The organism is Mariprofundus ferrinatatus (genome assembly GCF_002795825.1).
GTDB classification, from domain to species: domain Bacteria; phylum Pseudomonadota; class Zetaproteobacteria; order Mariprofundales; family Mariprofundaceae; genus Mariprofundus; species Mariprofundus ferrinatatus.
The window spans coordinates 1969703-1993130 of the sequence record NZ_CP018800.1 but is presented as its reverse complement, the minus strand read 5'-3'; the positions used below and the strand labels follow the sequence as shown (position 1 = coordinate 1993130).

Below are 23428 nucleotides of genomic sequence, written 5' to 3'. Positions count from 1 at the left end.
CCTTTAAGGTCAGTCCTGATCCTTGGCCTTCAGTTCCGCAACCTTCTCCTCTAATGTTTTCAGCAGATGTTCGTAGCCGCCATTATCCAGCGTCGCCTGGAAGTCCTGATAGAAGGTTCGCACCATGCTGGTGCCCTCAATGCGGATGTCGTAAACCTGCCAGCCGGTTTTGGTCTGATGCAGCCGGTACTCCACGGGTGTTTCGCGTGTCCCGTCAATGACAGTGGATTCGACGCGCGCCTTGTCATTTTTGAGTTCGGCTTCTGCAAAGACCACCTTCTGACCCTTGTACTCACTCAGTCGGTTGCCGTATGAACGCTCAAGCAGATCACGAAAGACCTGGGTGAAATGGGCCTGTTGCTCTCCATGCAGGTCGTTCCATGGTTTGCCGAGACTGCGGCGTGCCATGGCGGCATAATCGAAGCGTCCTTCGACCGTCTGCCGGATCGCATCGCGATCTTTGGTGGTCAGTTTGGTGGTGTCTTCACGCGCCTCAAGCACTTGAATAATCTGGTTAACGGTTGTTTCAATCACCACCTTCGGATCGCTGTCTGCTGCCCATGCCGTAGTGGAGACAAGCATGGTCAGCAGGATAGCAAAGGTTGTACGGAAAAGTTTCATCATGGAAAGCTCCTTGTCATGTACCGATAGTTTAAAAGTCCTGCAGCTCGCTGCGAGGAGGAATGATTACTCCTTGCCGCTGAATATGTACTTGCTGATCAGGTCCTCGATATTGATGGCAGACTCTGTCTCTTCGATCTCGCTGCCCGCCTCCAGCGGCGTCTCTTCCATGCCCTGAGAGATTCGGATATAGCGGTCGCCGATAATCCCCTTGGTGCGTACCGAGGCAAAGGCATCTTCAGTGATCTCAACACCATCATTGATACGAAGGATCATCGTGGCGTGGTCATTGTCGGTCAGCACCACATCATCAACGCGTCCGATCACCACCCCGGCCAGCATGATATCGCTGCCCTTGCGGACGCCGCCGGCATCCTTGAAGTTGGCGGTCAGGGTATAGCCGGATGCGCCTATGCCGCCGATCTGGCCGACTTTGATGGCGAGCCAGGCAATGGCCACCAGTCCGATAAATACAAATACGCCGACAGTCATCTCTGTTTTTCTATATGCTTGCATTACAACTCCTTACAGGAAGAACGAGGTCAGAATATAATCTATGATCAGTACGCTGACCGAGGCGATAACCACAGCCTGCGTGGTCGCTTTGGCCACACCTTCCGTGGTGGGCTGGGCGCGGTAGCCCATATAGGTGCAGATCGTTCCGATCATGAAGCCGAAGACGACCGCTTTCACCCAGCCGCCGTTAAGGTCAATCATCTCGAGTTTGGCAACAAGTTCAGCCATATAGGCGCCCGGATTTACTCCCAGCAGCTCCACGCCGACAATATATCCGGCCCCGATGCCGACCACATCGAAGATCGACACCAGCAGAGGTACGGCCAGTGTGGTGGCGATGATGCGCGGAAGAATGATGCGTTGCATCGGGTTTACCGCCATCATCTCCAGGGCATCGGTCTGTTCTGTCACCCGCATGATGCCGATTTCGGCAGTAATGCTCGAGCCGGCACGCCCGATAATCATGAAGGCGCCCAGCACCGGACCCAGCTCACGGATAATCGACATGCCGACACCGGCTCCGAGCAGTGATTCAGAGCCGAATTTGGCCAGTGTGTAGTAACCCTGCAGCGCCAGTACCATGCCGGTAAATGCGCCGGTGATCACGATAATCGCCAGCGATCCGACACCCAGCGCATAGAGCTGGATGACAAAATGTTTGCCCTGCCACGGTTTTGCAAACAGCAGGGAGAGGGCGTGGAATGCCAGACGGGTGCCGTCGCCCAGGTGTTCGATGCCACGCATGGCATAGCGGCCCATCCGGCCGAAAAAGGTGGCGATACCTGATTGAGTGGTTGTGGATATCTCGCTCATACTTCCAGCCTTACGGTTCCCGGTCTGTAGGTCAAATCATCAACGTAAGAGGTGGTGCTGCGCGAAAAGGGGATAGGTCCGTCGGGGCGTCCCTCGAGAAACTGCCGTACGCGCTCATCACTGCTCTCCTGGATTACTTCCGGATTGCCTTCGGCAATGATGCTGCCCTGCCACATCAGGATCACGTGGTCGGCAATGGCAAGTCCTGCTTCCACATCGTGGGTGACGACGATCGAAGTCATGCGGTTCATTTTCGAAGTATCCTTGATCAGCGTGGTGATCACGCCTGCCGAGATAGGGTCAAGGCCAGAGGTGGGCTCATCAAAGAAAACGATTTTCGGATCCATGGCGATAGCGCGGGCAAAGGCAACGCGTTTGGCCATGCCGCCGGAGAGCTCCGATGGCATCAGGTGTTCAAAGCCACGCAACCCCACCTGTTCAAGCTTCATGGAGACCATGGTGCGGATCACCGACTCGTCGAGGTCGGTATGTTCATGCAGTGGGAAGGCGACATTGTCGTAAACATTGAGCGAATTGAGCAGGGCAGAGTATTGAAACAGCATGCCCATACTCTCACGCAGTTCATACAGGCGCTTGTCAGAAATAGTGCTGAGGTCTTCGTCGCCGTACCAGATATGGCCTGTGGTCGGTTTGATGAGCCCCGAGAGCAGGCGCAGCAGCGTCGTTTTTCCGGAGCCGGAACCCCCCATGATGGCTGTGATCTTGCCTGCCGCGATATGGATATCGGTCGGAGCAAGGGCAATTGCACTATCGTAACGTTTACTGAGGTTCTCACCGCGAATCATGGGCGCAGACTAGGCGTAGTTCGAAGCAACGGCAAATGATCCATGTCACGCTTAAGGATGGCGTGAAATGCTATGACACGTTACATTTGCGCTCCTTTTGAAGGGGATCGCCGAATCTGTTGGCGGTTTGAGATAAGCAGTGAGGATGTTGTAATGAATTTCGCGGATCGTGATGGATTAATCTGGTTTGACGGTCAGATGGTGGACTGGCGTGATGCCAAGGTGCATGTGCTTACGCATACGTTGCACTACGGCATGGGCGTTTTTGAGGGTGTGCGTGCCTATCACGCAGATGATGGCACTGCGATCTTCCGCCTTGAAGAGCATACCGACCGCCTGTTCCGCTCGGCCAAGATCATGAATATGCCGATGCCGTTCTCCAAGGATGAACTGAATGCGGCGCAAGTCGCAGCGGTGAAACAGAATGGTCTGGACTCCGCCTACCTGCGTCCGATGGTGTTCTACGGTTCGGAAGGGATGGGGCTGCGCGCGGATAACCTGAAGACGCATGTCATTGTTGCGGCCTGGAGCTGGGGTGCATACCTCGGTCAGGAGGCGCTTGAGAAGGGGATTCGTATCCGCACCTCATCATTCAGTCGTCACCATGTGAATATCGCCATGTGCAAGGCGAAGGCCAACGGTAACTACATCAGCTCCATGCTGGCGCTCTCTGATGCGCTGCGCGACGGATATGACGAGGCGCTTTTCCTCGATGTGGATGGTTTTGTTGCCGAAGGCTCAGGTGAGAACTTCTTCATGGTCTATAATGGTGTGATCTATACACCCGAACTGACCAGCGCGCTCGATGGTATTACCCGCGCCACGGTCATCCAGCTGGCTGAGGAGGAGGGGTACGAGGTTCGCGAGAAGCGCATTACCCGCGACGAGGTCTATACCGCAGATGAAGCCTTCTTCACCGGTACTGCAGCCGAGGTTACACCGATCCGGGAGCTCGATGGTCGCACCATCGGTTGCGGTTCACGCGGTCCGGTGACTGAAGTACTGCAGAAGAAGTATTTCGATGTGGTGCATGGCAGAAGTGCCGCCCACAAGGATTGGCTCGCTTACGTTTGATTCAACTCCTTACGCAATGAAAAGGCCCGCTATATGCGGGCCTTTCTTTTTCCTGAGTGTCCTTTTCCGGCCAGCTCCGGACATTCACAAAAGGGTAGCGTCCCCTTTAAGTCAGACATGTTATCAATAGCTAATCTTGATAATCTGATAAGATGTGCTTTATTAAGATTCAATTGTCATGCTTTAGAGGTATGACACTTATATTCATCAAGGGGGGGGGGAGAAGATGCCTGATGCAGCCGTGGATGCTATGAAGCCAAATATAGATGGCGATATTCAGAAAATAGATCAATCGAATATGGATAGTGACAGCCGAAAAAATGAGCACTATTTATCATTCTTAGGTGACAAGAACTCACAGTATTACCTTGGAAAGTTTACTATGTTTAATAATAGAGGAGGTGGCATGATTCCAAGTTGGAATTGGCCTGCCTTTTTCTTCCCTGGGCCTTGGCTATTATACCGAAAAATGTACGGTCCTGGCGTAACCATTCTATTATTGAGTTTCATTCCTATACTAAATTGGTTTATTTGGTTGCCAGTAGGAATAATTGCCGGTGTTTTTGGAAATTCTTACTACCACAAGCATGTAAATAAAAAAATCAATGAATGCCTCCTCTTACAAGATGAGGGACGTATTGCTTTTGCCTTGAATCAATCTGGAGGAGTCCATATGTGGGTGAAATGGGCAGGTGTTGTGCTGTTCATCTTAACCTTTTTGCTAGTGCTTATCGGCGGAGTTGCAAACGCATAATTCTAAGAAAATCACATCCGAATGACCGTTGTTGGCAGCGGTCTCAAGCGGTCGCTGCAACACATGCATCAAATCTCTCTGCCGGCGTTTCAAAATTCAACGTCTGCCTTGGACGCTCATTGAGGCGCCTGGCGATCATATCCAGGTGCTCTTGTGAGTGAATCGATAAGTCGGTTCTTTTCGGGAAATACTGGCGCAGTAGCCTATTAGTGTTTTCATTGGAACCACGCTGCCACGGGCTACTCGGATCACAGAAGTAGACCTTGATGTCGGTAGCCAGGGTAAAGCGTTTGTGATCGGTCATTTCTTTGCCCCGATCCCAAGCCAGAGATTTATACAGCTCATCCGGCAGTCTCTTGGCATGTTCGATTAACGCATTGATCACTGTCTCAGTTTTTCTGTCGGCCACTTTGAGCAACATGACATACCGTGTTTGTCTCTCCACTAGCGTGGCGATATAGCTGTTGTTTGAGCCAGCAATCAAATCGCCTTCCCAGTGACCGGGAAGCGCGCGGTCCTCGGCAGAGCCCGGACGCTCTCTGATCGAGACCATGTCCGGTATCTGGCCAGGTTTATTGTACTCCTTGCCCGCATGAAGCGATCTGCGGATGGCGCGCTTGGAGCGAAGATGCTGTTGCAACTCTTTTTTCAGTGCCCCTCTGGCCTGTATGAATAGGGTTTTATAGATCGTTTCATGCGATACCTGCATGCCATCATTCTCCGGATATTCCCGTCTCAACCAGCCGGATATTTGCTGCGGAGACCACTCCAGTTCCAGCTTGATGGAGACAGCATCCCTCAACTCATTGTTCATAGCCAGCTTACATGGTTTGGGGCGATGCGCTCTCTCCCAGGCCAACTTATCAGCCTTGGCTGCCCGATAGGCTCGGATGCCACCATTCCTTTGAATTTCTCTGCTAATTGTCGACGGCGAACGATTCAATTGTTTGGCAATCCATCGTATCGACTGCTTGGCAGAAAGACCTCGCGATATTTCTTCACGCTCGGAAAGCGTAAGCGAAGTTTCAGCGCGCTTTCTTGGCACAGGGCGTATGCCACCGGTTGGACACAATACGGTGTAAATAGAAGATGAGGCCCGATCAAATCTCTTGCCGATCGAGCCTTGAGATTCTCCTCGCTTCCAACGATCCCAAATCTCAGCTCGTTGAGTTTCTGAGTAGTAAATCCGACGTCGTTGCTTCATGGCTAACACTCCATCTCATTATTCTAGATAAAGTGTTGCAACGATCAGTTGAGATCACCGCCGAACACAGCCATCCGATAAAAGAAGAGGCCCTGCGTTTGCAGGGCCTCTTTCTGTTTAAAAGGGCTACTTTCGGACCCATTGTCCGGAAGGGGTCATGACATACTGACCGGGCGGGGTTTTATCGATCGCCTTTCTGCCGGCCAGCTGCTCAACAGCCTGAAGGCTGGTGCCGTTCTTGCGGGCAATATTCTGATAGGCTGCACGCCGTTTCTGGTTGATGTCCTGAACCATGCCCGCCACGCCCGGGCCGCCGCTGACAATGCCGAGGTAACCATCGGGCTTTTCACCGACCTGTCCGGCAGCCTTGGCCGACTGCAGGTCGGCCGACCAGGCCGTTGTGGCATTCAGGCCGGCTACAGAGAAGCTCATCACAAGAATGGCCAGTAAACGGAATAATATAAATTTGCCTTTCACGTCACACTCCTTGTTCAAAACAGGCCGCTGTCTTCAGACAGGACGTTTTCGAGATCTTTTTCGACCTTCACACGAATCTCGTGCTCGATCTTGATGTTCATGTTAATGGTGATGGGTTTATCCGGCGCCTCGACCTTTACGGTCGGATTGCATGCCGAAAGGGAGGCGAGAAGCCCTGCCATCATGAGAAACGCGCGCCAGTCATATCGCATACACATACCTCTTGGGTTATTCAGCTTTCATTTAGCAGCATAGACGCAATATTTCGCTTCGTCCACGTGCAGATATTACTGCTTCTGCAGTTTTTTCTGCATCCGCTTCTCAAGCCGTCCTCCAATCTCGTCGGCCATGCGCAGGCTGTAGAGCAGCTTGAGCACATTCTGCTCGATGTTGAAATTGAACTCGACGGGTCTGCCGTTCTCGTAGCCGGGGTTCTTCCCCTTCAGTTCGATATGCAGCATCATCTGACCGCTCTGATCTGCATCGACACCGATATCAAGCTTCCAGTAACGCAGGTCGCTGAGGATATCCAGTGCCATTTTTGTCATCTGGTCGCTCGCAGCAAGGCTGCGAATCGATTCGGAGCCGAGATAACGGATAACGCCACCGGGATCGCGGGCAGTGAGTCTGCCCTGAATCAGTCGTATTCCATTCTTCGTCCAGTCAAACGGCAGCGTGCCATCCAGCGTGCCGTCAGCGTAGAGCCCCTCCTGTGCCTGGATTTCGGCGATCTGTTTCGCATCCAGCCGGTCAAGCCTTACCACGAACGGGTTGCTGGAACGCTTCAGGTTGATGTCGATCTTCTCGCTTGAGATATGGCCGCCCAGAGCATCAGCCTGCAGTCTGCTTATAAGGATTATCGCAGGACCTTTGAATGGATAGCTCACATCCGTACGCATTGAAAGGTTGCGGACAGGAATGCCGGTATTGATCTCCCCGACGACGAGGTTATCTGATGAGAGGTTTATCGCCTGCTCTCCGACGCCCATCATCAGGTGGCCACTGAGGCCGGAAAAGGTGTTGCTCTTGTAGAAGCCCTGCAGTGCTGCAACGTCAATGTCTGATCGGTTATGCAGCTGCCACTCCCGCTTGCTACCCCGCCAAGAAAGTGTCCCCTTGCCTGAAACCTGACCCGACTGCAGGGCGTACTCATCCTTGCCGCCAGTCAGTCTGGAGATGTCAAAGCCATCAGGGCCCAGCGACAGGGGCTGCAGGGTGTAGTTGAGAGTGCCGCGGCGATCATCCAATAGATGAGTGAGCTGCCATTTAAGCCTTATGTTGTTGTCCCGGCTTTCCAGCTTGCCCGATGCGGTTGCCGGATCGTGTGAGAGATCAAAACTGCCCGTAAGAGCGCTGTCGGGCAGTGTCAGTGAATCTGTTGCCAGCCTTAACCCCTGCAGTGAGAAGTTGCCCCTGGGTGATGTCAGTGCGCCGGCGTGAAGATCAACTCTGATCGAGCTGGTGTAGATGCTGTTTTTTCCTGAGCGGATCTGTGGCGCCTGCACAGTGATGGATGCCGGGGTCTCGAGCTGTACGGGCTTTTCATCCACCAGCGTCAGCTTCAGCGGCTGCAGCAGTTTTAGGCTCCCCTTGTTCAGAGAGAGATCATCCAGTTGCAGATTGGATGCGTGCAGTGCCGCACTCTGATTGATGCCGAAATGCCAGCCATATTCATGCAATGCAAAGGTGCCGGCAGCAGATGCCGGGGTGAACCGGGTGTGCTGGCGGCCAGAGGCAAGCACTAGCCTTGAGTTGTCAGCAATGCTCCAGCTTCCTGAGCCTCTCTCATAATCTATGGTGCTGTTTAGCAGCAGGGCATGGGACTCTTTCGCAGTCACTGCCTCCGCATCCAGCGCTACGGTTGCAGTGAAATGCAGCAGCGTTCGCACTGTTTGAGCATCGACAGGCCTGTTGGTCGGGAGGTGGCCGCTCCAGCTGGCGTGAAGATTTCCGCGCAACTGATAGTCGGGCAGCTCGACCCACTGCCTTGCCTCCCGATCGAGAGGCGCCAGTTCGGCCTGCAGCTCACCCTTGATGGAGAGTTGCCCCGCCTGCTCGCGGACTACGGTATCAATCCGCAGCATCTCCCTGTCACCACGTCTGAGCAGCGCCTGCAGAGCCCCTTTCTCATCCATGGTGAAGCGCGCCTGCAGCGGGTTTTCTCCATACGGCTCACCCAGCTCGATGGCGAGAATACCTTCTTGCAAGTGCGCCTTGCCGGCCAGCTCCTGCAGCAGCGTACCTTCACTATCCAGCCTTCGCATACTGATCTTGCTGATCTCTATCCGGTCAACGGGCACTGCTGTCATAAGAGCGGCCGGTGCAAACAGTACTACGCCAGCATCGGTTTTTTGAGATGCAGGGTGAAGGGATAGCTGCAGATTGGCGATAGAGAGCCCGTCAAGTTGCCCGCTCAGAAGCCGCGACAGCGAATAAGTGAGGGATAGGGTATCAATATCCGCCTCAATGTCTCCGCTGCTCTGCCTGATGTGAAGCCTTGCAAGCCGGCTCCCATGCAGTCCAACCCGGTCGATCTCAATGGCTTTGACAGTGAAGCCGTAACCGGCAAATTGATCGCGCGCGACCACGGCCAGCCACCACGGGGCTGTAAGCCACGCTGTCGCGATCATCAGGATCACGAATCCGGTTATGGCGGTGAGGGTTGTTCTCCAGCGCATGTTATGATTTTACTACAAAGTGCCGGCTTGGCCAGCGGAGAGTATCGCGAGAGTTGCTCTGCATGGTGGAAAATTGCTGCTTAATATCCGGCCTGCCAACTTGAAGGCTTGCTCGCTGCATGAAAAAGGCCTGCATATTTGCAGGCCTGTCATTGGAAGGGGGTAATGGTTATGCTGCTACTGCCACGATGCCGAATACAACAATCAACGCCAGCATCAGGCCGATGCTCAGAAAATCCGGTCTGGTATAGGTTTCCAAGTTGTTCTTATTCAGGCTCTGCTCCCATGCTTCGCGCCTCTTCTCCTCTTCTTTGCTGTCTATTAAGTACTGTTCGTTCACGTTCGTGCCTCTGCGGGTGATTCGCGTACATGCGATATTTTCATTCCTGACTATCTTTTTATAGGACACAATTCAGACCTTGGCAATATTGTGGAGTCACTTCATAGTGAATGGCAGGAAACGCGCGGAGGCATATGATTCAGCACGATCGAAATTTTGATGACCTGGCCATCCGTTTTGCACGCAATATCTATGGCAGTGCCAAGGGCGAGGTGCGGCTGGCCATTGTCTGGCAGCATCTTTTGCAGACGCTTCCGCAGCTGAGTTCAGGAAAGAGGCTGCGCATTCTCGATGCAGGCTGCGGGCTGGGGCAGATGGGCTTAAGACTGGCAGAGCTTGGCCATGAACTGGTGCTGTCGGACCTGTCAGAAAAAATGGTCGCGGAATCACGGGCGCTGTTTGCTGAAAAGTTGCCTGATGTGGATGTCCGATTCATACACGGCTCTGTGCAGGAGCTGAATGAAAAAGAGCTGGGGCAGTTTGACCTGGTGCTTTTCCATGCCGTACTTGAGTGGCTGGCCGAGCCCAAACAGACGCTTGAGAAGCTGCTCGGAGTGATCCGGCAGGGGGGTGATCTGTCGCTCATGTTCTACAACCGGGATGCACTGGTGTTCCGTAATCTGATCCGTGGCAACTGGCGCAAGGCGGAGAGTGATGATCTGCAGGGAGAAGAGGGCGGGTTGACCCCTTATCATCCGCTCTGTCTTGAGGAAGTTCAGGGCTGGCTCGAGGCCTGCGGTTTTGAAACGCTAAGTCGCGCAGGGGTCCGCGTGATTTATGACTATATGGATCGTAAGATGCGCGAGGAGAGGGCTGTCGAAGAGGTGGTTCGCATCGAACTCAAGTATGCGCAGCATGAGCCCTACCTGCATATGGGGCGCTACCTGCATCTGATCGCACAGAAGCGGGAGAGTTAAGAGTTCAGGAAGCCGTTGATGGCAAAGCCGAGCATAAGAAATCCGGCCAGAAACAGAAAAATGCCAATATATCGCTTTACCGGGTCTTCCTGATCATGTTTTTTGTCGCTCATGGTAATCGCTCCTGTGAAATGGATGCGAACGTTAACACGCTTTTTTTTGGCGTGGCAAATGTGTGCCTGCCTCTACATATCTTGAACTGTTCCGGTTATCCTGCGCCGCCCCATCTATTGAAAGATCAGCTTTTAGGAGAAGTTCATGACCGTCCGCACCCGTTTCGCCCCGTCACCGACCGGTATGCTGCATATCGGCGGCGCCCGAACTGCACTGTTTGCGTGGCTCTATGCCCGCCATCACGGCGGCCAGTTTGTGCTGCGTATCGAGGATACCGATCGCGAACGCTCCACAGACGAGGCTACAGAGGTGATCCTCGACGGCCTGAAGTGGCTTGGTCTGGACTGGGATGGTGAGCCGGTATTTCAGGCGGCGCGTCAGGCGGAACATGTGGTTGCTGTTGATCAGCTGATCGAGGAGGGGCATGCCTACCGCTGCTACTGCTCGAAAGTGGAGCTGGACGAGATGCGTGAAGCACAGCGTGCTGCGGGCAAGAAGCCGATGTATGACGGCCGCTGTCGTCATCGCTCTGATCGTCCTGCAGGCGCTCCATTCGTCGTCCGTTTCCGCTCGCCGGATGAGGGGGAGACCATTGTTAACGATCTGGTTCTGGGCAATGTGAGTTTTCCCAATGCGGAGCTTGATGACCTGATTCTTCTGCGCACCGATGGTACGCCGACCTACAATCTCGCCGTGGTGGCCGACGATGCCGCGATGGGGATCACCCACGTGGTGCGCGGTTCGGATCACCTGAACAACACGCCGCGCCAGATTCAGCTCTACCAGGCGCTCGGACTGCCGGTACCGCAGTTTGCGCATATCCCGCTGATTCACGGACCCGATGGAGCCAAGATGTCCAAGCGTCACGGTGCGGTGGCCATCACCGAATATCGCGAGAAAGGGTATCTGCCGCATGCGGTGAATAACTATCTGGCGCGTCTCGGCTGGTCGCATGGTGATGAAGAGGTGTTCTCCCGTGAGCAGCTGATTGCGTTGTTCGATCTGACCCAGGTTGGCAAGGGGGCTGCCCGCTTCGACCAGCAGAAGCTGGACTGGCTCAACGGCCACTACATGCGTGAAGCAACGCCAGCCGAACTTGTCGACGAGGTGGCGCGCCTGATCGGTGTGGATATCGCCAGTGGCCCCGCTCTTGAGCCTGTGGTCGCAAGCCTGCAGGAGCGATCGAAAAATCTTGTCGAGTTGGCCGAGGGTGCGCGATTCTTTTATGTTGCCCCTACCACCTACGACGAGAAGGCTGTTGCGAAGAATTTCAAAGAGGATACCCATGCACTGGTCGAGAAGTTCATCGCCGGAATCGAGGCGATGACTGAATTCTCGGGAGAGGCAGCGCATGCGCTGATTGCCGGGGTGTGCGAAGCCGAGGGTGTCGGTATGGGCAAACTTGCACAGCCGATCCGTATCCTGGTTTCCGGTGGGCCGGTCTCTCCGCCGATCGATCTGACGCTCGCCCTGCTCGGCAGGGATGAGTCGCTGTCCAGGCTACGCAGAGGTCTGCAGCTTCTGCAGGGGTAACCGCCGGTGCAATAAATCCGGTTGTGTTTCAAAACGGATTGCAGGATGATGTTTTCCGGTGGACATGCTGATAAATACTTCACTGGATCATGCAAGATGAGGCTGAGCAGCCCGCGCCTCTCTTCGCTCTGTGTGCTGTTGCTTGCGGCTGCACTTCTCTTCTCATCAAATGCCTTTGCGAATGATGCCCGCCGCATTATCGGTTCTCCTGTGGGGGTTCCCGAATCCCTGCTCAAAAAAATGGATACGCTGCAGCTTAAGTCGACGGCTGGGCCGGCTCTGGTTCGCTATATGGCAGCGCAGGATGCCAGCGTAATAAGAAGCTGGTTGCGCAGTGAAGGGTATCTTGACGCAGAGGTTACATCTGTCGTTGAGGAGGGGGAGGCACGCTGGCGGGTGCAGGCCGGCGAATTGTGGCGGGTACGACATGTTGAGGTGCTCCCCGCACCGGTGGCCAAGGTGGCGCTGCCTGAGTCGGGAGACCCTTTCCGCAGTCAGGATTATGATAAGGCTAAGACAGCACTGCGCTGGGCATGGCGCGATGCGGGTTACCTGAGGGCAGATTATATCAACGCCGTCGTTGTCCCTGATCGGGAGAGCCGGCTGGTTGATATCAGCTGGCAGATCAAACCGGGGCCACTTTTCTATATTTCAGAACTCCGGGTTGAAGGGGCGCGCCAGTATGATCCGGAACTGGCGCTGAAGATCAGCCGGCTCAGGCCAGGGCAGGTGGCTGCGCAGCATTTTCTGCAGGATGCAATGCAGCACATCTCTGATGACTCCCGCTATCTTCACGCTATGGTCGTGCCGCAGCTGAGTGAGGCGGAGGGGCAGCATGTGCCGATCCGCATTTCAGTGACCGAAGCGCCGTGGCGCAAGCTGACGGGGGATGTCGGTTATTCGACTGATTCCGGCTTCGCGCTTGCAGCGGCCTGGGTTGATCGCAGCCTCTACCAGGGCAATATCGAATACTCGCTGCGTGCTGAAGCCTCACGAACCTCTTCCGGTCTGGGAGCCACAATCACCCGCCCAGTCTGGCCTGCCGCCGATCAGCGGGTAGGTTTTAATGCCGATTACAGCCGCGTGGATACAGATGGACGCCGTTACGACGCCATCAGCGGAGGGCCGTTCTGGCAGTGGGATTTCGGGTTTAAAGATTATCTGCGTCTCTCTGTGCAGGCTGAGAATGTCCGCGAAGCAGGAATCAGCCTGCTAACCCTCGGGCCCCGGGCTGATTTCCATTTTGCACATGAGCATGGCGGCTATCTTCCTGAGCGGGGATGGCGGCTGGATGCAGGTGCGGGGTTGCCGCTGCGGGTCAACAGTCAGGGGTTGTGGGTCACGGTTGATGTCAGCGGACGTTATTTCTACCGACCGGCCGACTGGCTGCTGCTCTCGCCACGTGCCGGTTACGGCCGCACGGTGAGCCTTCAGGGTTCTGCGCCAAAGACCTACCGCCAGTTTGCCGGTGGCGCGTCCAGTGTCAGGGGTTATGCCCTCGATTCACTGGGGCCGCTTGGTGTTGATGGCCTGGCAACCGGCGGCCTGATGAAAACCTATGGCGGCATTGACCTGGTGTTTATGCCGGAGGCGGAGACGGTTTCACCGGTGCTGTTCGGTGATGTGGCGAAGATGTGGCAGGCGATCGGCAGCAGTTCACCGACTGTATGGTCAGCCGGTGCCGGTGCCATCATCCGTACCCCGGCCGGCCCGTTGCGGATCGATCTGGCCGTGCCGCTGAAACGCAGGACTCAGGACAGGCGCTTCCAATTCTATATTACGCTCGGAGAGGTGTTCTGATGCGGCGCTGGTTTATGGTTGCTTTGGCAGCTGCGCTGGCGCTTCTTCTGTTCACCTCAACAGGGCTCTGGTTCTGGCTGGGGAGTGATGCGGGACGGCAGTGGGTGGCCAGTGAGGTGGCATTGTTCAGCGATGGCAACATCGAGATTCGCGGCCTGCTCGGCCATCCGCTGTCACATCTCTCTGCCGATACAGTCGTGGTGAAAAGCGCATCCATGCAGACGGTGGCTTCAACTGTCACGCTGGAGTGGTCGCCATGGCGATTGCTGGCGGGTGACCTCTCTGTTGCGCTATTGAGGGTGGAAAAAATCGATCTGCAGAAGCAGGAGCGTGCTGCCGGAGAGGATGATGGCGCGGCCGGTCTGCCACCCATTACCCTGCGCCTTAACCGGATGCGTATTGCCGAGGTGGCGATCGGACAGAATGGCAGCAGTGAAGTCCGGGCGCGGGATATTCAGGTTGATCGGCTACGCCTCTCAGGCTCCCTTTCAGGCTCACTGCAGGCAAGTCTTAACGAAGGGGAGCTTGCCGCAAACCTGTCCGGCTCACCGGGCCGATGGCAGGCCAGAGGCAGCCTGCAGAGCAAAGCATCCGGATCAGCCAGCGTCGAGCTAACGGGCAAGCGGCTGCAGAGTGGCATGGTGAAGCTGAAGGCGGAAACCAATAGCGCAAGCGGAGAGATAGAGGCGAGCTGGAGAAGGTCGAAACAGGAGCTGAAGGGCGACGGCAAGCTCCATATCTCCAGCGATCGTGGGACGGTTGATGGCATATGGTCGTTAACTGCGCCGCAATCATTTGAGCGGGGGCATCTGGATATGCACAGCAGCCTCGCCGCTGAGTCGCTGCTGAGCAGGCAGATGGAGCTGGATATCACTGCAGACTGGTCCGTAAACGGCCTGTTGGCCACTGCAGAGGAGCGTAAGCATGGACTCAGAGTCGACCTGAACTATGCCGGTGAACAGCTGCAGGGGCTGATGACGCTGACAGGGTGGGATTCGCCTCTGAAAAATGCAGCTGGCCAGCTGAGCGGGCAGGTGAACGGTTCCTGGCAGGCCGGGAGCGGCAGCTGGCAGCTCAAGGGTCATATCGATGAGGGAAGACTGGCCGGACTTGTTGCCCGGATGCGACTCGATGGCGAAGGCGACGCTCAGAACTGGAGGCTGGCGGGGGCCGATATCCAGGCGCTTGGGGTTAACCTCAGGCTCAGCGGGCAGGGAGATGCTGATCGATTTGCACTGCAGGGAAGGCTGGAGGGGTCGGATATATCGCCTGCGCTGAAACTTGCTGGTCTGCGGGAGGGGGGCGGTAGCCTGCATGGCCAATTCACCCTGCAGGGAGGCTATGCTCAACCGAAGCTGGCCATGCATGCAGTGGCAACGAAATTGCAGCTGGAAACCGTGGCTATCGAGTCGGCCAAACTGACTGCGGATCACCTGTCCGGTGTGGCTTCGTATCATCTGAGCACATCTGCAGTGTCGCTCAGTGGCAGGCAGGAGATGGAGAGCCTGAAGGTCGATGCACGACATGAAAATGATGATGTGGTGTTCAGCTGGGTCTCGCAGGGCAGATTGCAGAGCAGCGCAACGTTCAGCGGTAAGGTTTCAGGACCGGCAAAGATTTCTGGCGTCATCAGCAGCTTGCGCATCAGCTACTCGGGCAGCCAGCTGCTGCTGGCTGATCGTTTACCGTTCTCTATTGACGGAGATCGGGTGCAGTTGGAGAGATCAGCCCTGCAACTGATGGGTGGCAAGGGAAGCGCTCTCTTTGCGATGACCGCTGACAAGGTCTCTGGCCAGCTTGATGCGAAGGGTATGACGCTCTCCGGTAACGAGCCGTGGATGAGCGCAATGCCACTCCGGTTCGCCGGAACCGCCGATTTGACCCTGTCGCTCAGTGGGCTTCCCGGGGCGCCGACAGCTGCCTTGAGGCTCGCATCTCAGGCGCTCAAGTTGAGCCATCCGATCTATGCGGGAGAAGATGGGAGGGCACTGTTGCTTAGCGACGCCAGTGCGAATCTTGATTGCAGCAAGAGCAGGCTTGTCTGGCAGGTGCGTGCTAAGGCGCCGGCCGAGGGCACTCTGGCCGGTAGCGGCAGCAGCGCACTGCTGTTCACTCTGAGGCCCTGGCAGTTCACCTTTCCCGAGGGGGAGGCTGGTTCCGGAGCACTCTCTCTCAGGCTTGAGCGCCTTTCGCATATCCAGCCGCTTGTGCCGCGCATTGATCCGATTGAGGGGCGCAGCGACATTGATCTGAAGTGGAGCACGCCGTTTGGTGTAAGCTCGCTTCGTGGCGGCGGATCGATCACCCTTGATGCGATCGGTGTGCCTGAATTCGGCCTTGAGATGCAGGGAGGGGTTAAGGCGAGCATTGCAAAAGGAGTGCCTGTTATCGACCTGCGCCTGCAGGGGGGTGATGGTGAGATGGTTATCAAAGGCGAGGTTGATATCGAAAACCGCACCATGCCCGAGATCCGATTCAGAAGATTTCCCCTGATGCAGCTTCCGGATCAGCAGCTGGTAGTCAACGGAACGATCTCGGCATCGGAAAAACAGAAGGTCAGTCTGATCAGTGGTGACCTTGAGGTCATTCACATGCGTTTGGAAATCCCTGATCCAGTGCCGGGGGTGACCGAGGATCTGATTTGGGAGGCGGCATCGGATTCGAAAGCTGACAGGAAAAAGGCGCCGCTTTCAAAGATCGATGTCGAACTTAACCTGAGCGGTGATTCGGAGATCTATGGCCGAGGCATGAGCCTGAAGCCGAAGGGGACGCTGCATCTTGGTGGCAGCCTGTCGCAGCCGCGCCTGACCGGTGTGCTGGAGATCAGCAGCGGCAAGATCGAATTCCGCAGCGTCAAGCTCGACATCCTTGCCGGCAGCAGGGTTGTGTTTTCGGGCGATCCAAAGCGGCCAGTAATTCAGATCAGGGCGGCGCGTAAGACGGGGGATATTACGGCAGGCGTCATTGTTGAAGGGCCTGCCGACCAGATCAATACACGCCTCTATTCGGAGCCTGCGATGAGCAATGCGGAGATTTTCTCCTACATCGCCACGGGTCGTCCGCTTGCCTCGCTCGGAACAGACAGTGCCGGCGATATGATGACTGCGGCCGAATTTATTCTGGGTCCCGGCACGATGATGCAGGAGGTGCAGGGACAGGTGCAGCAGGTGACGGGGCTGGATATCTTTGAGCTGGGTGGTGATGCCTCCGGCGGCCAGATAAGGGCAGGGCGCAAGCTCTCCGATGATATTACGCTGACCGTTGAACAGATCGTTGCCAAGGAGCCGAGCACGGCGGTGACGCTTGAGTTCATGCTGACGCAAAGCGTCTCGATCTTTGCAAGGCAGGCGATGGATCTGGCGCCGAAGATGGGTCTGCGCTACAGCAAGGAGTGGTTTGGTTCAATGAAGCCTGAGCCTCAGGAGAAGCAGTAAACCGGGCCCAACATGATTATGCGGGGATGAACTCCACGGATGCCCACTCGCCCCGGGCATCACGGCGAACTTCCAGCAGTCCTTCTCTGATATAGGCCTCGGCGACATCATCCACCTGCGTGGTCAGCAGGCCCGAAAGCACCAGCCGCTGGCCGACGCATGGGGCGAGCTCTCTGGCCATCCAGACCAGTGGGCCAGCCAGAATATTCGCAACCACGAGGTCGAACTTCGCCTCGGGCGGCGTATCGTCGAGCAGGGAGGTCAGCGAGACACCATTGATTTCGGCATTGGTAAGGCACGCTTCGACCGACTCCTCTTCCATATCAACAGTCAGAGCCGATCCCGCGCCAAGCTTCAGGGCGGCAATGGCAAGAATGCCTGAGCCTGCGCCCATATCGAGCAGGGTTGCCGGCGGCCTCTCTTTGCAGATGCGCTCAACCGCCTCAAGGCAGAGTTGTGTGGTCGGGTGGGTGCCGGTGCCGAAGGCCATGCCGGGGTCGAGAACAATGTCGACGCGGCCATCATTCGGAGCCGCACAGAATGAGGGGCGTACACACAGGTTTTCGCCGATCTCCATCGCCTGCCACTCCTTCTGCCAGGCGGTCTCCCAGTTCTGCTGTTCCAGTGTCGAGAGTGTTACTGCTTCATCGGCAATGCCCTGCCTCTGGCATGCCTCTAATATCTTGCTCCTGAGTGGGGCCTCATCATCTTCGATGGCGATCCATGCGATGCGATCGGTCATGCCGGAATCGGCATCGGTCTCTTCAGCCGTGCCGAGGGCATTGAGTGCTGCAGCGAGCAGTTCAAATGCCTCTTCTGAGAGCGCGCTGGCCGTTATTTTCAGTTCAAGGCATTTTGATGCTTGCATCTTCTGCTCCCCTTCGTTGCAATAGCCCTCCTGATTCCGGAGGTCATTTTCCAAGTGCAGAACTCTTCTACATATCGCATGCGCGTGAAAGAAAATATCCTCATCACCGATCCTGACTGCAATGATACCGTTGTTCACCTGTCGCTTGAGCCGCTGCGCGGGAAGCTCTCGACTTTTCTTCCGGGCCAGTATGTGCGCATCGGAATCCCCAAGGTCAACGAGCCGGCCCCTGGTTTTTTTGCCATCGCATCGAGCCCCGACGAGCCGGAGTCCTTTGAGTTTTTTGTCAAAAATGCAGGGCCGCTGTCCGCTTATCTCTGCGGTGTAAAACCGGGCACCATCCTGGAAGTGGAGGGGCCGATGGGCAAAGGCTTCGACCTCTCCCCCTTCAAGGGTAATGATGTCTACCTTGTCGGTGTGGGTACCGGTATCGCTCCGCTTCGCAGTGTCTGGCACAATATTATCCGTCACCGTGATGATTACGGGAAGGTGGTGATCTATGCCGGCTTCCTGACGGAGATGCATCAGCTGCTGACCGAGGAGCTTGCCGAGCTTGCCCGCCACGATATCGAGGTCTCCATTACGCTGGAGATCGGTCACGAGAGCTGGGACGGGCCGATCGGCTATGTGCAGCACGCACTCATGGCCGATGCGCCGGACGGAACCCATGCGGTGGCCTGCCTTGCCGGCATGAGCGCAATGGTGGACGCATGCACGGAAACGCTGCAGAATCTCGGCTTTAATGAAAGCCGCATCCTGCTCAACCACTGATTCCGTGACGCTCGGTCCTGCAGCAGAGCCCTCCTTTTCAAATTCACTGCCTGAACATTTTACCCTGCCGCTGATTTCACTCGATATCGGCATGAAGCGTATCGGCGTGGCTGTTTGCGACCGGCTCGGTATCTCCTGCCGCGGGGTCACCTTCCTGCATCGCAATGATCAGGCCTGGCCGAAACAGCTCGCAAAACTGATTCGTGAATACGGTTCGCAGGGAGTCGTGGCGGGGCTGCCCAGGAATATGGATGGCACCGAAGGGGTTCAGGCAGAGGATGCACGCAGAGCGGTTGCTCAGCTGAAACAGAGTGTTGATCTGCCGGTCATCTTTCAGGATGAGCGCCTTTCCACGTGGACAGCCAAAGAGCGTCTCTATGCACAGGGATTGAACGAGAAAAAGGTGCGGGAGAAGATCGACCAGACGGCTGCGGCCGTGATTCTGGAGGACTTTCTCTCGGCACATCCGGAGTTGAAACCATGAGTTCCCCGATTCTGTTTGATAACCGGGCGGTCGAAGCCGCTCTGGATATGATGAGTAGCGCAATCTCAGGCGATGAAGTCTATCTGGTAGGTATCCATAGCGGCGGTGCCGAAGTGGCCGATGCGATTCAGGGCCGCCTTGAATCGCGCGGTGTAAGTGTTGAACGCGGCAATCTCGATATCAGCTTCTACCGTGACGATCTCGACACCATCGCTCCACATCCGCTGGTACGCCGCAGCGAACTTCCGTTCGATGTTGCCGGCAAGGAGATATGGCTGGTCGACGATGTCCTCTACTCCGGTCGCACCATCCGTGCCGCCATGGACGAGATTTTCGATTACGGCCGGCCGGCAGCGATTCGCCTGGCCGTGCTGGTGGATCGCGGCGGCAGGCAGCTGCCGATTGCCGCCGAAAGTGTGGGGCTGAGCATCGAGGCGCCCGCAGACTGCACCATAGAACTGGTGACGGATGCTGCGTGGATTATTGAGCAGAGGCAGGTGAAACCATGAACGCGCTGAAACATCTCTTCGGCATTGCCGAGCTTGACCGGGAGCAGATTGAATATCTGGTCAACCTCGGCGACTCTTTTATCGATATCAACCGGCGACCGCTGAAAAAAGCCCCGACGCTGCGCGGCAAAACGGTGATCAACCTCTTCTTCGAGAATTCGACACGTACACGTACCAGTTTTGAGTTGGCCGGCAAACGGCTCTCGGCTGATGTGATCAATATCTCCGCCTCGACCAGCGCCACCAAGAAGGGGGAGAGCCTGCTCGATACAGGTATGACCCTGGCAGCCATGCAGCCGCATGTGCTGGTGATTCGCCACTCGCTGGCAGGCACCTGTCAGTTTCTTGCCGACTACCTGCCGAACACTGCCCTGGTGAATGCCGGCGACGGGGCGCATGAGCATCCGACACAGATTCTCACCGACCTGCTGACGCTGAAACAGGTGTGGGGTTCACCCGCCGGCAAGGTGATCACCATCGTCGGCGATATCGCGCACTCGCGCGTTGCCCGTTCACACCTTCTGGCTGCCAGAAAGCTCGGCTACACCATGCGGGTGGTGGCGCCGAAGACGCTGCTGCCTGCCCAGATCGAGCGCTACGGATGCGAGGTCTACCACGATTTCGATGCGGCACTGCCGGGTAGTGATGCGGTCTACATGCTGCGTGTGCAGACTGAGCGGCTGACCGATAACTGTGCATTTCCGTCAGTGCGCGAGTATCACGAGGCTTACGGACTGAACGCCAGACGCCTGAAGGCTGCAGGTTCCGACTGCATTGTCATGCATCCCGGGCCGATGAACCGAGGCGTGGAGATCGCTACCGACGTGGCCGATTCGGTGAAGAGCCATGTGCTGCAGCAGGTTGAGCACGGGGTGGCCGTGCGCATGGCTGTGCTGACAGCACTGTGCGGCGGGCAGACAGAGGAGAAGAAGGGCCCGGCAAGCAGTAAAAAACAGCTGGCGGATGAAGCGATGCAGGCACAGAGGACACTGTTATGAGCAGCACACTGTTGATAAAGAACGGACATATCATCGATCCGGCCAACGGCATTGATGAGGTCGCCAATCTCTGGGTCAAAGATGGCAAAGTGGCCGTCATCGGCGCTTACGACGGCCAGGCAGATGAAGAGATCGATGCCGACGGGAAGATCGTCTGTCCCGGCCTGATCGATATGCATGTGCATCTGCGCGAACCGGGGCAGGAGTGGAAAGAGGATATCGAGTCCGGCTCCCGTGCGGCGGTGGCCGGCGGCGTGACTTCAATCTGCTGCATGCCCAATACCGGTCCGCACATTGATCATGCCGGCATTGCCCGCCAGATCATCGAGCGCGCCAGACAGGTCAACCTCTGTAACGTGCATCCGATCGGTGCGGTGACCAAAAACCTCGACGGCAAGGAGCTGACCGAGATGCGTGAGCTTACCCGCGCAGGCTGTGTCGCGTTCTCAGATGATGGCATGCCGATCTGGCATGCGGGTGTGATGCGCAAGGCGCTCGAATATGCTTCAAGCTTCGGGTTCATGGTGATCCAGCACGCCGAAGAGAAAGAGCTGACGGCGGGGGGCGCAATCAACGAGGGGTGGATCTCCACCCAGCTGGGTGTCTCTGGTATGCCGGCTGCAGGCGAGGATTCAATGATCGCCCGCGACATCATGCTTGCGCGCCTATCCGACGCCCGCTATCACGTTGCCCATATCTCCACCAAGGGCGGCGTAGCGCTGATCCGGCAGGCGCAGAAAGAGGGGCTGAAGGTCTCCACCGAGGCGGCGCCGCACCACTTCGCACTCACCGAGGAGGAGGTGCTGGGATACAACTCCGATGCCAAGATGAGCCCGCCGCTGCGCACCGAAGCAGATCGTCAGGCGGTGATCGAGGGGTTGCGCGACGGTACCATCGCGGTGATCGCCACCGACCATGCCCCGCACCATGAGGATGACAAACGCTGTGGTCTCTCCTGTGCCGCATTCGGTATTGTCGGACTCGAGACGATGCTGCCGGTATCACTTGACCTGGTACGTGGCGGTGTACTTACGATGAGTGAGATGATTGCCAAGATGACCTGCAATCCGGCCCGTCTGCTGAACCTCGATGCCGGCACCCTTTCGGTGGGGGCAGAAGCCGACATCACCATCTTTGATGCCGACGCGAAGTGGACCGTGGATCGCGAGAAGATGGTCTCCAAGGGCAAGAATACACCGTGGCACGGCAAAGAGATGACTGGTCGCGTCACCCATACAGTGAAAGCGGGACGGCTTGTGTTCGCGGAAGGGGAAGTACGTGGCTAACGAACATCACGGAACCATTTTTGAAGAACAGGCCGAAGTGCTGGCGCATGTCGGCCATCCGGGCGATCAGTTTGTGCTCAGGGTTCTGGCGCCGAAAACGGCTGCCAAAGCGAAGCCTGGGCAGTTTGTGCACCTGCGCGTATCCGATGAGAGGCCACTGCGCCGCCCGATCTCGATCATGCTCACCGATCCCGAGCGTGGCACCGTCGATCTGCTGTACAAGGCGATCGGTGAGGGAACGCAGCTGCTCTCCGGGCGCAAGGTGGGCGACACCATTCCGATGCTCGGACCGATCGGCCGGCCATTCGATCTCTCGGACAGCTCAAGGCGTTATGTGCTGGTCGGCGGCGGAGTTGGTATTCCGCCGATGATTTTTGCCGCCATGAGTATTTACGGTGAAAGCGATTGTGTGGTCTTTGCCGGTTCAGAAGTTGAATTCCCGTTTGCGCTGAAGCCGTCGACGATGCTGCTCCCGGGCGTGAGCGGCAACGCGATTCTGGCAATCCGTTCGCTTGAGGAGCGAGGTATTCCGTCGCGTCTTGCCTCCAATGCAGGGCTCTACGGATGCTACGAGGGGCATGTGCCGAACCTTGCACGCGACTACCTGGCAGCCCTTGATGAGGCGGAGCGCAGCCGTTGCGTGCTGCTCTCGTGCGGTCCGCACCCGATGCTGCATGCGGTGGCGCGGGTCGGTCGCGAGTTTGATCTGCCGACCTATTTGAGCCTTGAGGAGCACATGGCCTGCGGCATCGGCGGTTGCGCCGGCTGTGTGGTCAAAACCATTGAGGCGGGCGAAGAGAAGTATCGCCGTGTCTGCGTTGACGGGCCGGTGTTCGAGGCAGGGCTGCTTCCCGAATTTGCATGAGTAGTGCAGGTGCGATTGATGTTCTCCAGTTCTGGTTTGCGGAGTTAGAGCCGCGCCAGTGGTGGGTGAAAGACGAGGCGCTTGACCGGGGAATCGAAGCGCGTTTCGGCGAACTGCACCGTGATGCCGCCGCCGCCAAGCTCTACGACTGGCGCGAAACCGCAGTGGGTCGATTGGCCGAGATCATTGTGCTCGATCAGTTCTCAAGGAACATCCATCGCGACACCCCGAATGCTTTTGCCTTTGACGGGATGGCGCTTGTTCTGGCACAGGAGTCGGTACGTATCGGCGCCGACCAGGAGGTGGATATCCCGGAGCGCAACTTCTTCTACATGCCCTATATGCACAGCGAATCAATGGCGATTCATATGCAGGCAGTGAAGCTCTTTGATCAGCCGGGCCTTGAGTTCAACCTTGAGTTTGAGATCAAACACAAGATGATCATCGACCGCTTCGGTCGTTATCCTCACCGCAACGCCATTCTCGGCCGCGAATCCACCCCCGAAGAGATCGAATTCCTCACCCAGCCCGGTTCATCCTTCTAGGTTCGGGCCCTGCCCGGTTCC

The 23428-nt window shown here is 56.6% G+C and carries 23 protein-coding genes; 13 read left to right on the top strand and 10 right to left on the bottom strand.

Translation table 11 applies throughout. The features are described 5' to 3' along the window. Positions 1 to 9: 9 nt before the first annotated feature. From Ga0123462_RS09765 to Ga0123462_RS09750, 4 genes are all read right to left on the bottom strand, one after another. Positions 10 to 624, bottom strand: a complete 615-nt coding sequence (locus Ga0123462_RS09765) for an MlaC/ttg2D family ABC transporter substrate-binding protein (protein WP_232726441.1) — start codon at positions 622 to 624, stop codon at positions 10 to 12. A gap of 63 nt (positions 625 to 687) precedes the next feature. Next, positions 688 to 1137 (bottom strand): outer membrane lipid asymmetry maintenance protein MlaD, encoded by a 450-nt coding sequence (gene mlaD, locus Ga0123462_RS09760; RefSeq protein WP_232726440.1) that lies wholly within the window; start codon positions 1135 to 1137, stop codon positions 688 to 690. A 9-nt stretch (positions 1138 to 1146) separates the two neighbouring features. Beyond that, positions 1147 to 1950, bottom strand: coding sequence for an MlaE family ABC transporter permease (locus Ga0123462_RS09755; RefSeq protein WP_100266118.1), 804 nt, complete (start codon positions 1948 to 1950; stop codon positions 1147 to 1149). After that, on the bottom strand, positions 1947 to 2756 hold the full coding sequence (locus tag Ga0123462_RS09750) for an ABC transporter ATP-binding protein (RefSeq protein WP_100266117.1): 810 nt from the start codon (positions 2754 to 2756) through the stop codon (positions 1947 to 1949). Before Ga0123462_RS09750 ends, Ga0123462_RS09755 begins: the two co-directional genes overlap by 4 nt. Positions 2757 to 2909: 153 nt before the next feature. On the opposite strand from Ga0123462_RS09750, the gene Ga0123462_RS09745 reads away from it, so the two are divergent. Then, entirely contained in the window at positions 2910 to 3830 is a 921-nt protein-coding gene (locus Ga0123462_RS09745) for a branched-chain amino acid transaminase (RefSeq protein ID WP_100266116.1), read from the top strand. Positions 3831 to 4056: 226 nt separating this feature from the next. Then, on the top strand, positions 4057 to 4584 hold the full coding sequence (locus tag Ga0123462_RS09740; protein WP_100266115.1) for a DUF2628 domain-containing protein: 528 nt from the start codon (positions 4057 to 4059) through the stop codon (positions 4582 to 4584). Between the two features lie 43 nt (positions 4585 to 4627). On the opposite strand, the gene Ga0123462_RS09735 is transcribed toward Ga0123462_RS09740, so the two are convergent. The 5 genes from Ga0123462_RS09735 to Ga0123462_RS11395 form a co-directional block, all read right to left on the bottom strand. Beyond that, complete coding sequence (locus tag Ga0123462_RS09735; protein WP_100266114.1) at positions 4628 to 5788, bottom strand: IS30 family transposase; 1161 nt, start codon at positions 5786 to 5788, stop codon at positions 4628 to 4630. A 126-nt stretch (positions 5789 to 5914) separates the two neighbouring features. Next, positions 5915 to 6265 carry a YdbL family probable chaperone protein gene (locus Ga0123462_RS09730; protein WP_232726439.1) on the bottom strand — a complete coding sequence of 117 codons (351 nt, stop codon included), beginning with the start codon at positions 6263 to 6265 and terminating at the stop codon, positions 5915 to 5917. Positions 6266 to 6279: 14 nt separating this feature from the next. Beyond that, entirely contained in the window at positions 6280 to 6477 is a 198-nt protein-coding gene (locus Ga0123462_RS09725; RefSeq protein WP_100266113.1) for a YnbE family lipoprotein, read from the bottom strand. Positions 6478 to 6552: 75 nt separating this feature from the next. Then, a complete protein-coding gene (locus Ga0123462_RS09720) occupies positions 6553 to 8943 on the bottom strand; it encodes an intermembrane phospholipid transport YdbH family protein (protein ID WP_100266112.1) in 2391 nt (796 codons plus the stop codon). Positions 8944 to 9112: 169 nt separating this feature from the next. Beyond that, on the bottom strand, positions 9113 to 9283 hold the full coding sequence (locus tag Ga0123462_RS11395; protein WP_157821329.1) for a hypothetical protein: 171 nt from the start codon (positions 9281 to 9283) through the stop codon (positions 9113 to 9115). A gap of 134 nt (positions 9284 to 9417) precedes the next feature. On the opposite strand from Ga0123462_RS11395, the gene Ga0123462_RS09715 reads away from it, so the two are divergent. From Ga0123462_RS09715 to Ga0123462_RS09700, 4 genes are all read left to right on the top strand, one after another. Beyond that, positions 9418 to 10200: a methyltransferase domain-containing protein gene (locus Ga0123462_RS09715; RefSeq protein WP_157821328.1), complete on the top strand. Its 783-nt coding sequence runs from the start codon at positions 9418 to 9420 to the stop codon at positions 10198 to 10200. A gap of 258 nt (positions 10201 to 10458) precedes the next feature. Then, entirely contained in the window at positions 10459 to 11847 is a 1389-nt protein-coding gene (gene gltX / locus Ga0123462_RS09710) for a glutamate--tRNA ligase (protein WP_100266110.1), read from the top strand. 96 nt (positions 11848 to 11943) lie between these two features. Beyond that, positions 11944 to 13647, top strand: coding sequence for an autotransporter assembly complex protein TamA (locus tag Ga0123462_RS09705; RefSeq protein WP_100266582.1), 1704 nt, complete (start codon positions 11944 to 11946; stop codon positions 13645 to 13647). After that, complete coding sequence (locus tag Ga0123462_RS09700) at positions 13647 to 17081, top strand: translocation/assembly module TamB domain-containing protein (protein WP_232726438.1); 3435 nt, start codon at positions 13647 to 13649, stop codon at positions 17079 to 17081. Before Ga0123462_RS09705 ends, Ga0123462_RS09700 begins: the two co-directional genes overlap by 1 nt. Positions 17082 to 17097: 16 nt before the next feature. Here Ga0123462_RS09700 and Ga0123462_RS09695 read toward each other — a convergent pair whose 3' ends face one another. Further along, on the bottom strand, positions 17098 to 17949 hold the full coding sequence (locus Ga0123462_RS09695) for a 50S ribosomal protein L11 methyltransferase (RefSeq protein ID WP_100266109.1): 852 nt from the start codon (positions 17947 to 17949) through the stop codon (positions 17098 to 17100). A 78-nt stretch (positions 17950 to 18027) separates the two neighbouring features. Here Ga0123462_RS09695 and Ga0123462_RS09690 point away from each other — a divergent pair, with 78 nt between their 5' ends. Genes Ga0123462_RS09690 through Ga0123462_RS09660 form a run of 7 tightly spaced genes read left to right on the top strand, consistent with a single transcriptional unit; the run spans position 18028 to position 23407 of the window. Beyond that, entirely contained in the window at positions 18028 to 18720 is a 693-nt protein-coding gene (locus Ga0123462_RS09690; protein WP_100266580.1) for an FAD-binding oxidoreductase, read from the top strand. Continuing rightward, on the top strand, positions 18692 to 19204 hold the full coding sequence (gene ruvX, locus Ga0123462_RS09685; protein WP_100266108.1) for a Holliday junction resolvase RuvX: 513 nt from the start codon (positions 18692 to 18694) through the stop codon (positions 19202 to 19204). The genes Ga0123462_RS09690 and ruvX overlap by 29 nt, the downstream gene beginning before the upstream one ends. After that, on the top strand, positions 19201 to 19713 hold the full coding sequence (gene pyrR, locus Ga0123462_RS09680; RefSeq protein ID WP_100266107.1) for a bifunctional pyr operon transcriptional regulator/uracil phosphoribosyltransferase PyrR: 513 nt from the start codon (positions 19201 to 19203) through the stop codon (positions 19711 to 19713). Before ruvX ends, pyrR begins: the two co-directional genes overlap by 4 nt. Further along, complete coding sequence (locus Ga0123462_RS09675) at positions 19710 to 20711, top strand: aspartate carbamoyltransferase catalytic subunit (RefSeq protein WP_232726437.1); 1002 nt, start codon at positions 19710 to 19712, stop codon at positions 20709 to 20711. The genes pyrR and Ga0123462_RS09675 overlap by 4 nt, the downstream gene beginning before the upstream one ends. Continuing rightward, on the top strand, positions 20708 to 21997 hold the full coding sequence (locus tag Ga0123462_RS09670; RefSeq protein WP_100266106.1) for a dihydroorotase: 1290 nt from the start codon (positions 20708 to 20710) through the stop codon (positions 21995 to 21997). The genes Ga0123462_RS09675 and Ga0123462_RS09670 overlap by 4 nt, the downstream gene beginning before the upstream one ends. Continuing rightward, the gene (locus Ga0123462_RS09665) at positions 21990 to 22862 is read left to right on the top strand and encodes a dihydroorotate dehydrogenase electron transfer subunit (protein WP_100266105.1); all 873 of its coding nucleotides are present in this window, start codon (positions 21990 to 21992) and stop codon (positions 22860 to 22862) included. Before Ga0123462_RS09670 ends, Ga0123462_RS09665 begins: the two co-directional genes overlap by 8 nt. Then, positions 22859 to 23407, top strand: a complete 549-nt coding sequence (locus Ga0123462_RS09660) for a DUF924 family protein (protein WP_100266104.1) — start codon at positions 22859 to 22861, stop codon at positions 23405 to 23407. Before Ga0123462_RS09665 ends, Ga0123462_RS09660 begins: the two co-directional genes overlap by 4 nt. Positions 23408 to 23428: the final 21 nt, after the last annotated feature.

Excerpts from the sequence above, each read along its gene's own strand:
- Ga0123462_RS09765 (WP_232726441.1), bottom strand. The coding sequence starts at position 624 with ATGATGAAACTTTTCCGTACAACCTTTGCTATCCTGCTGACCATGCTT.
- mlaD (WP_232726440.1), bottom strand. The coding sequence starts at position 1,137 with ATGCAAGCATATAGAAAAACAGAGATGACTGTCGGCGTATTTGTATTT.
- Ga0123462_RS09755 (WP_100266118.1), bottom strand. The coding sequence starts at position 1,950 with ATGAGCGAGATATCCACAACCACTCAATCAGGTATCGCCACCTTTTTC.
- Ga0123462_RS09750 (WP_100266117.1), bottom strand. The coding sequence starts at position 2,756 with ATGATTCGCGGTGAGAACCTCAGTAAACGTTACGATAGTGCAATTGCC.
- Ga0123462_RS09745 (WP_100266116.1), top strand. The coding sequence starts at position 2,910 with ATGAATTTCGCGGATCGTGATGGATTAATCTGGTTTGACGGTCAGATG.
- Ga0123462_RS09740 (WP_100266115.1), top strand. The coding sequence starts at position 4,057 with ATGCCTGATGCAGCCGTGGATGCTATGAAGCCAAATATAGATGGCGAT.
- Ga0123462_RS09735 (WP_100266114.1), bottom strand. The coding sequence starts at position 5,788 with ATGAAGCAACGACGTCGGATTTACTACTCAGAAACTCAACGAGCTGAG.
- Ga0123462_RS09725 (WP_100266113.1), bottom strand. The coding sequence starts at position 6,477 with ATGCGATATGACTGGCGCGCGTTTCTCATGATGGCAGGGCTTCTCGCC.
- Ga0123462_RS09720 (WP_100266112.1), bottom strand. The coding sequence starts at position 8,943 with ATGCGCTGGAGAACAACCCTCACCGCCATAACCGGATTCGTGATCCTG.
- Ga0123462_RS09715 (WP_157821328.1), top strand. The coding sequence starts at position 9,418 with ATGATTCAGCACGATCGAAATTTTGATGACCTGGCCATCCGTTTTGCA.
- gltX (WP_100266110.1), top strand. The coding sequence starts at position 10,459 with ATGACCGTCCGCACCCGTTTCGCCCCGTCACCGACCGGTATGCTGCAT.
- Ga0123462_RS09705 (WP_100266582.1), top strand. The coding sequence starts at position 11,944 with ATGAGGCTGAGCAGCCCGCGCCTCTCTTCGCTCTGTGTGCTGTTGCTT.
- Ga0123462_RS09700 (WP_232726438.1), top strand. The coding sequence starts at position 13,647 with ATGCGGCGCTGGTTTATGGTTGCTTTGGCAGCTGCGCTGGCGCTTCTT.
- Ga0123462_RS09695 (WP_100266109.1), bottom strand. The coding sequence starts at position 17,949 with ATGCAAGCATCAAAATGCCTTGAACTGAAAATAACGGCCAGCGCGCTC.
- Ga0123462_RS09690 (WP_100266580.1), top strand. The coding sequence starts at position 18,028 with ATGCGCGTGAAAGAAAATATCCTCATCACCGATCCTGACTGCAATGAT.
- ruvX (WP_100266108.1), top strand. The coding sequence starts at position 18,692 with ATGAAAGCCGCATCCTGCTCAACCACTGATTCCGTGACGCTCGGTCCT.
- pyrR (WP_100266107.1), top strand. The coding sequence starts at position 19,201 with ATGAGTTCCCCGATTCTGTTTGATAACCGGGCGGTCGAAGCCGCTCTG.
- Ga0123462_RS09675 (WP_232726437.1), top strand. The coding sequence starts at position 19,710 with ATGAACGCGCTGAAACATCTCTTCGGCATTGCCGAGCTTGACCGGGAG.
- Ga0123462_RS09670 (WP_100266106.1), top strand. The coding sequence starts at position 20,708 with ATGAGCAGCACACTGTTGATAAAGAACGGACATATCATCGATCCGGCC.
- Ga0123462_RS09660 (WP_100266104.1), top strand. The coding sequence starts at position 22,859 with ATGAGTAGTGCAGGTGCGATTGATGTTCTCCAGTTCTGGTTTGCGGAG.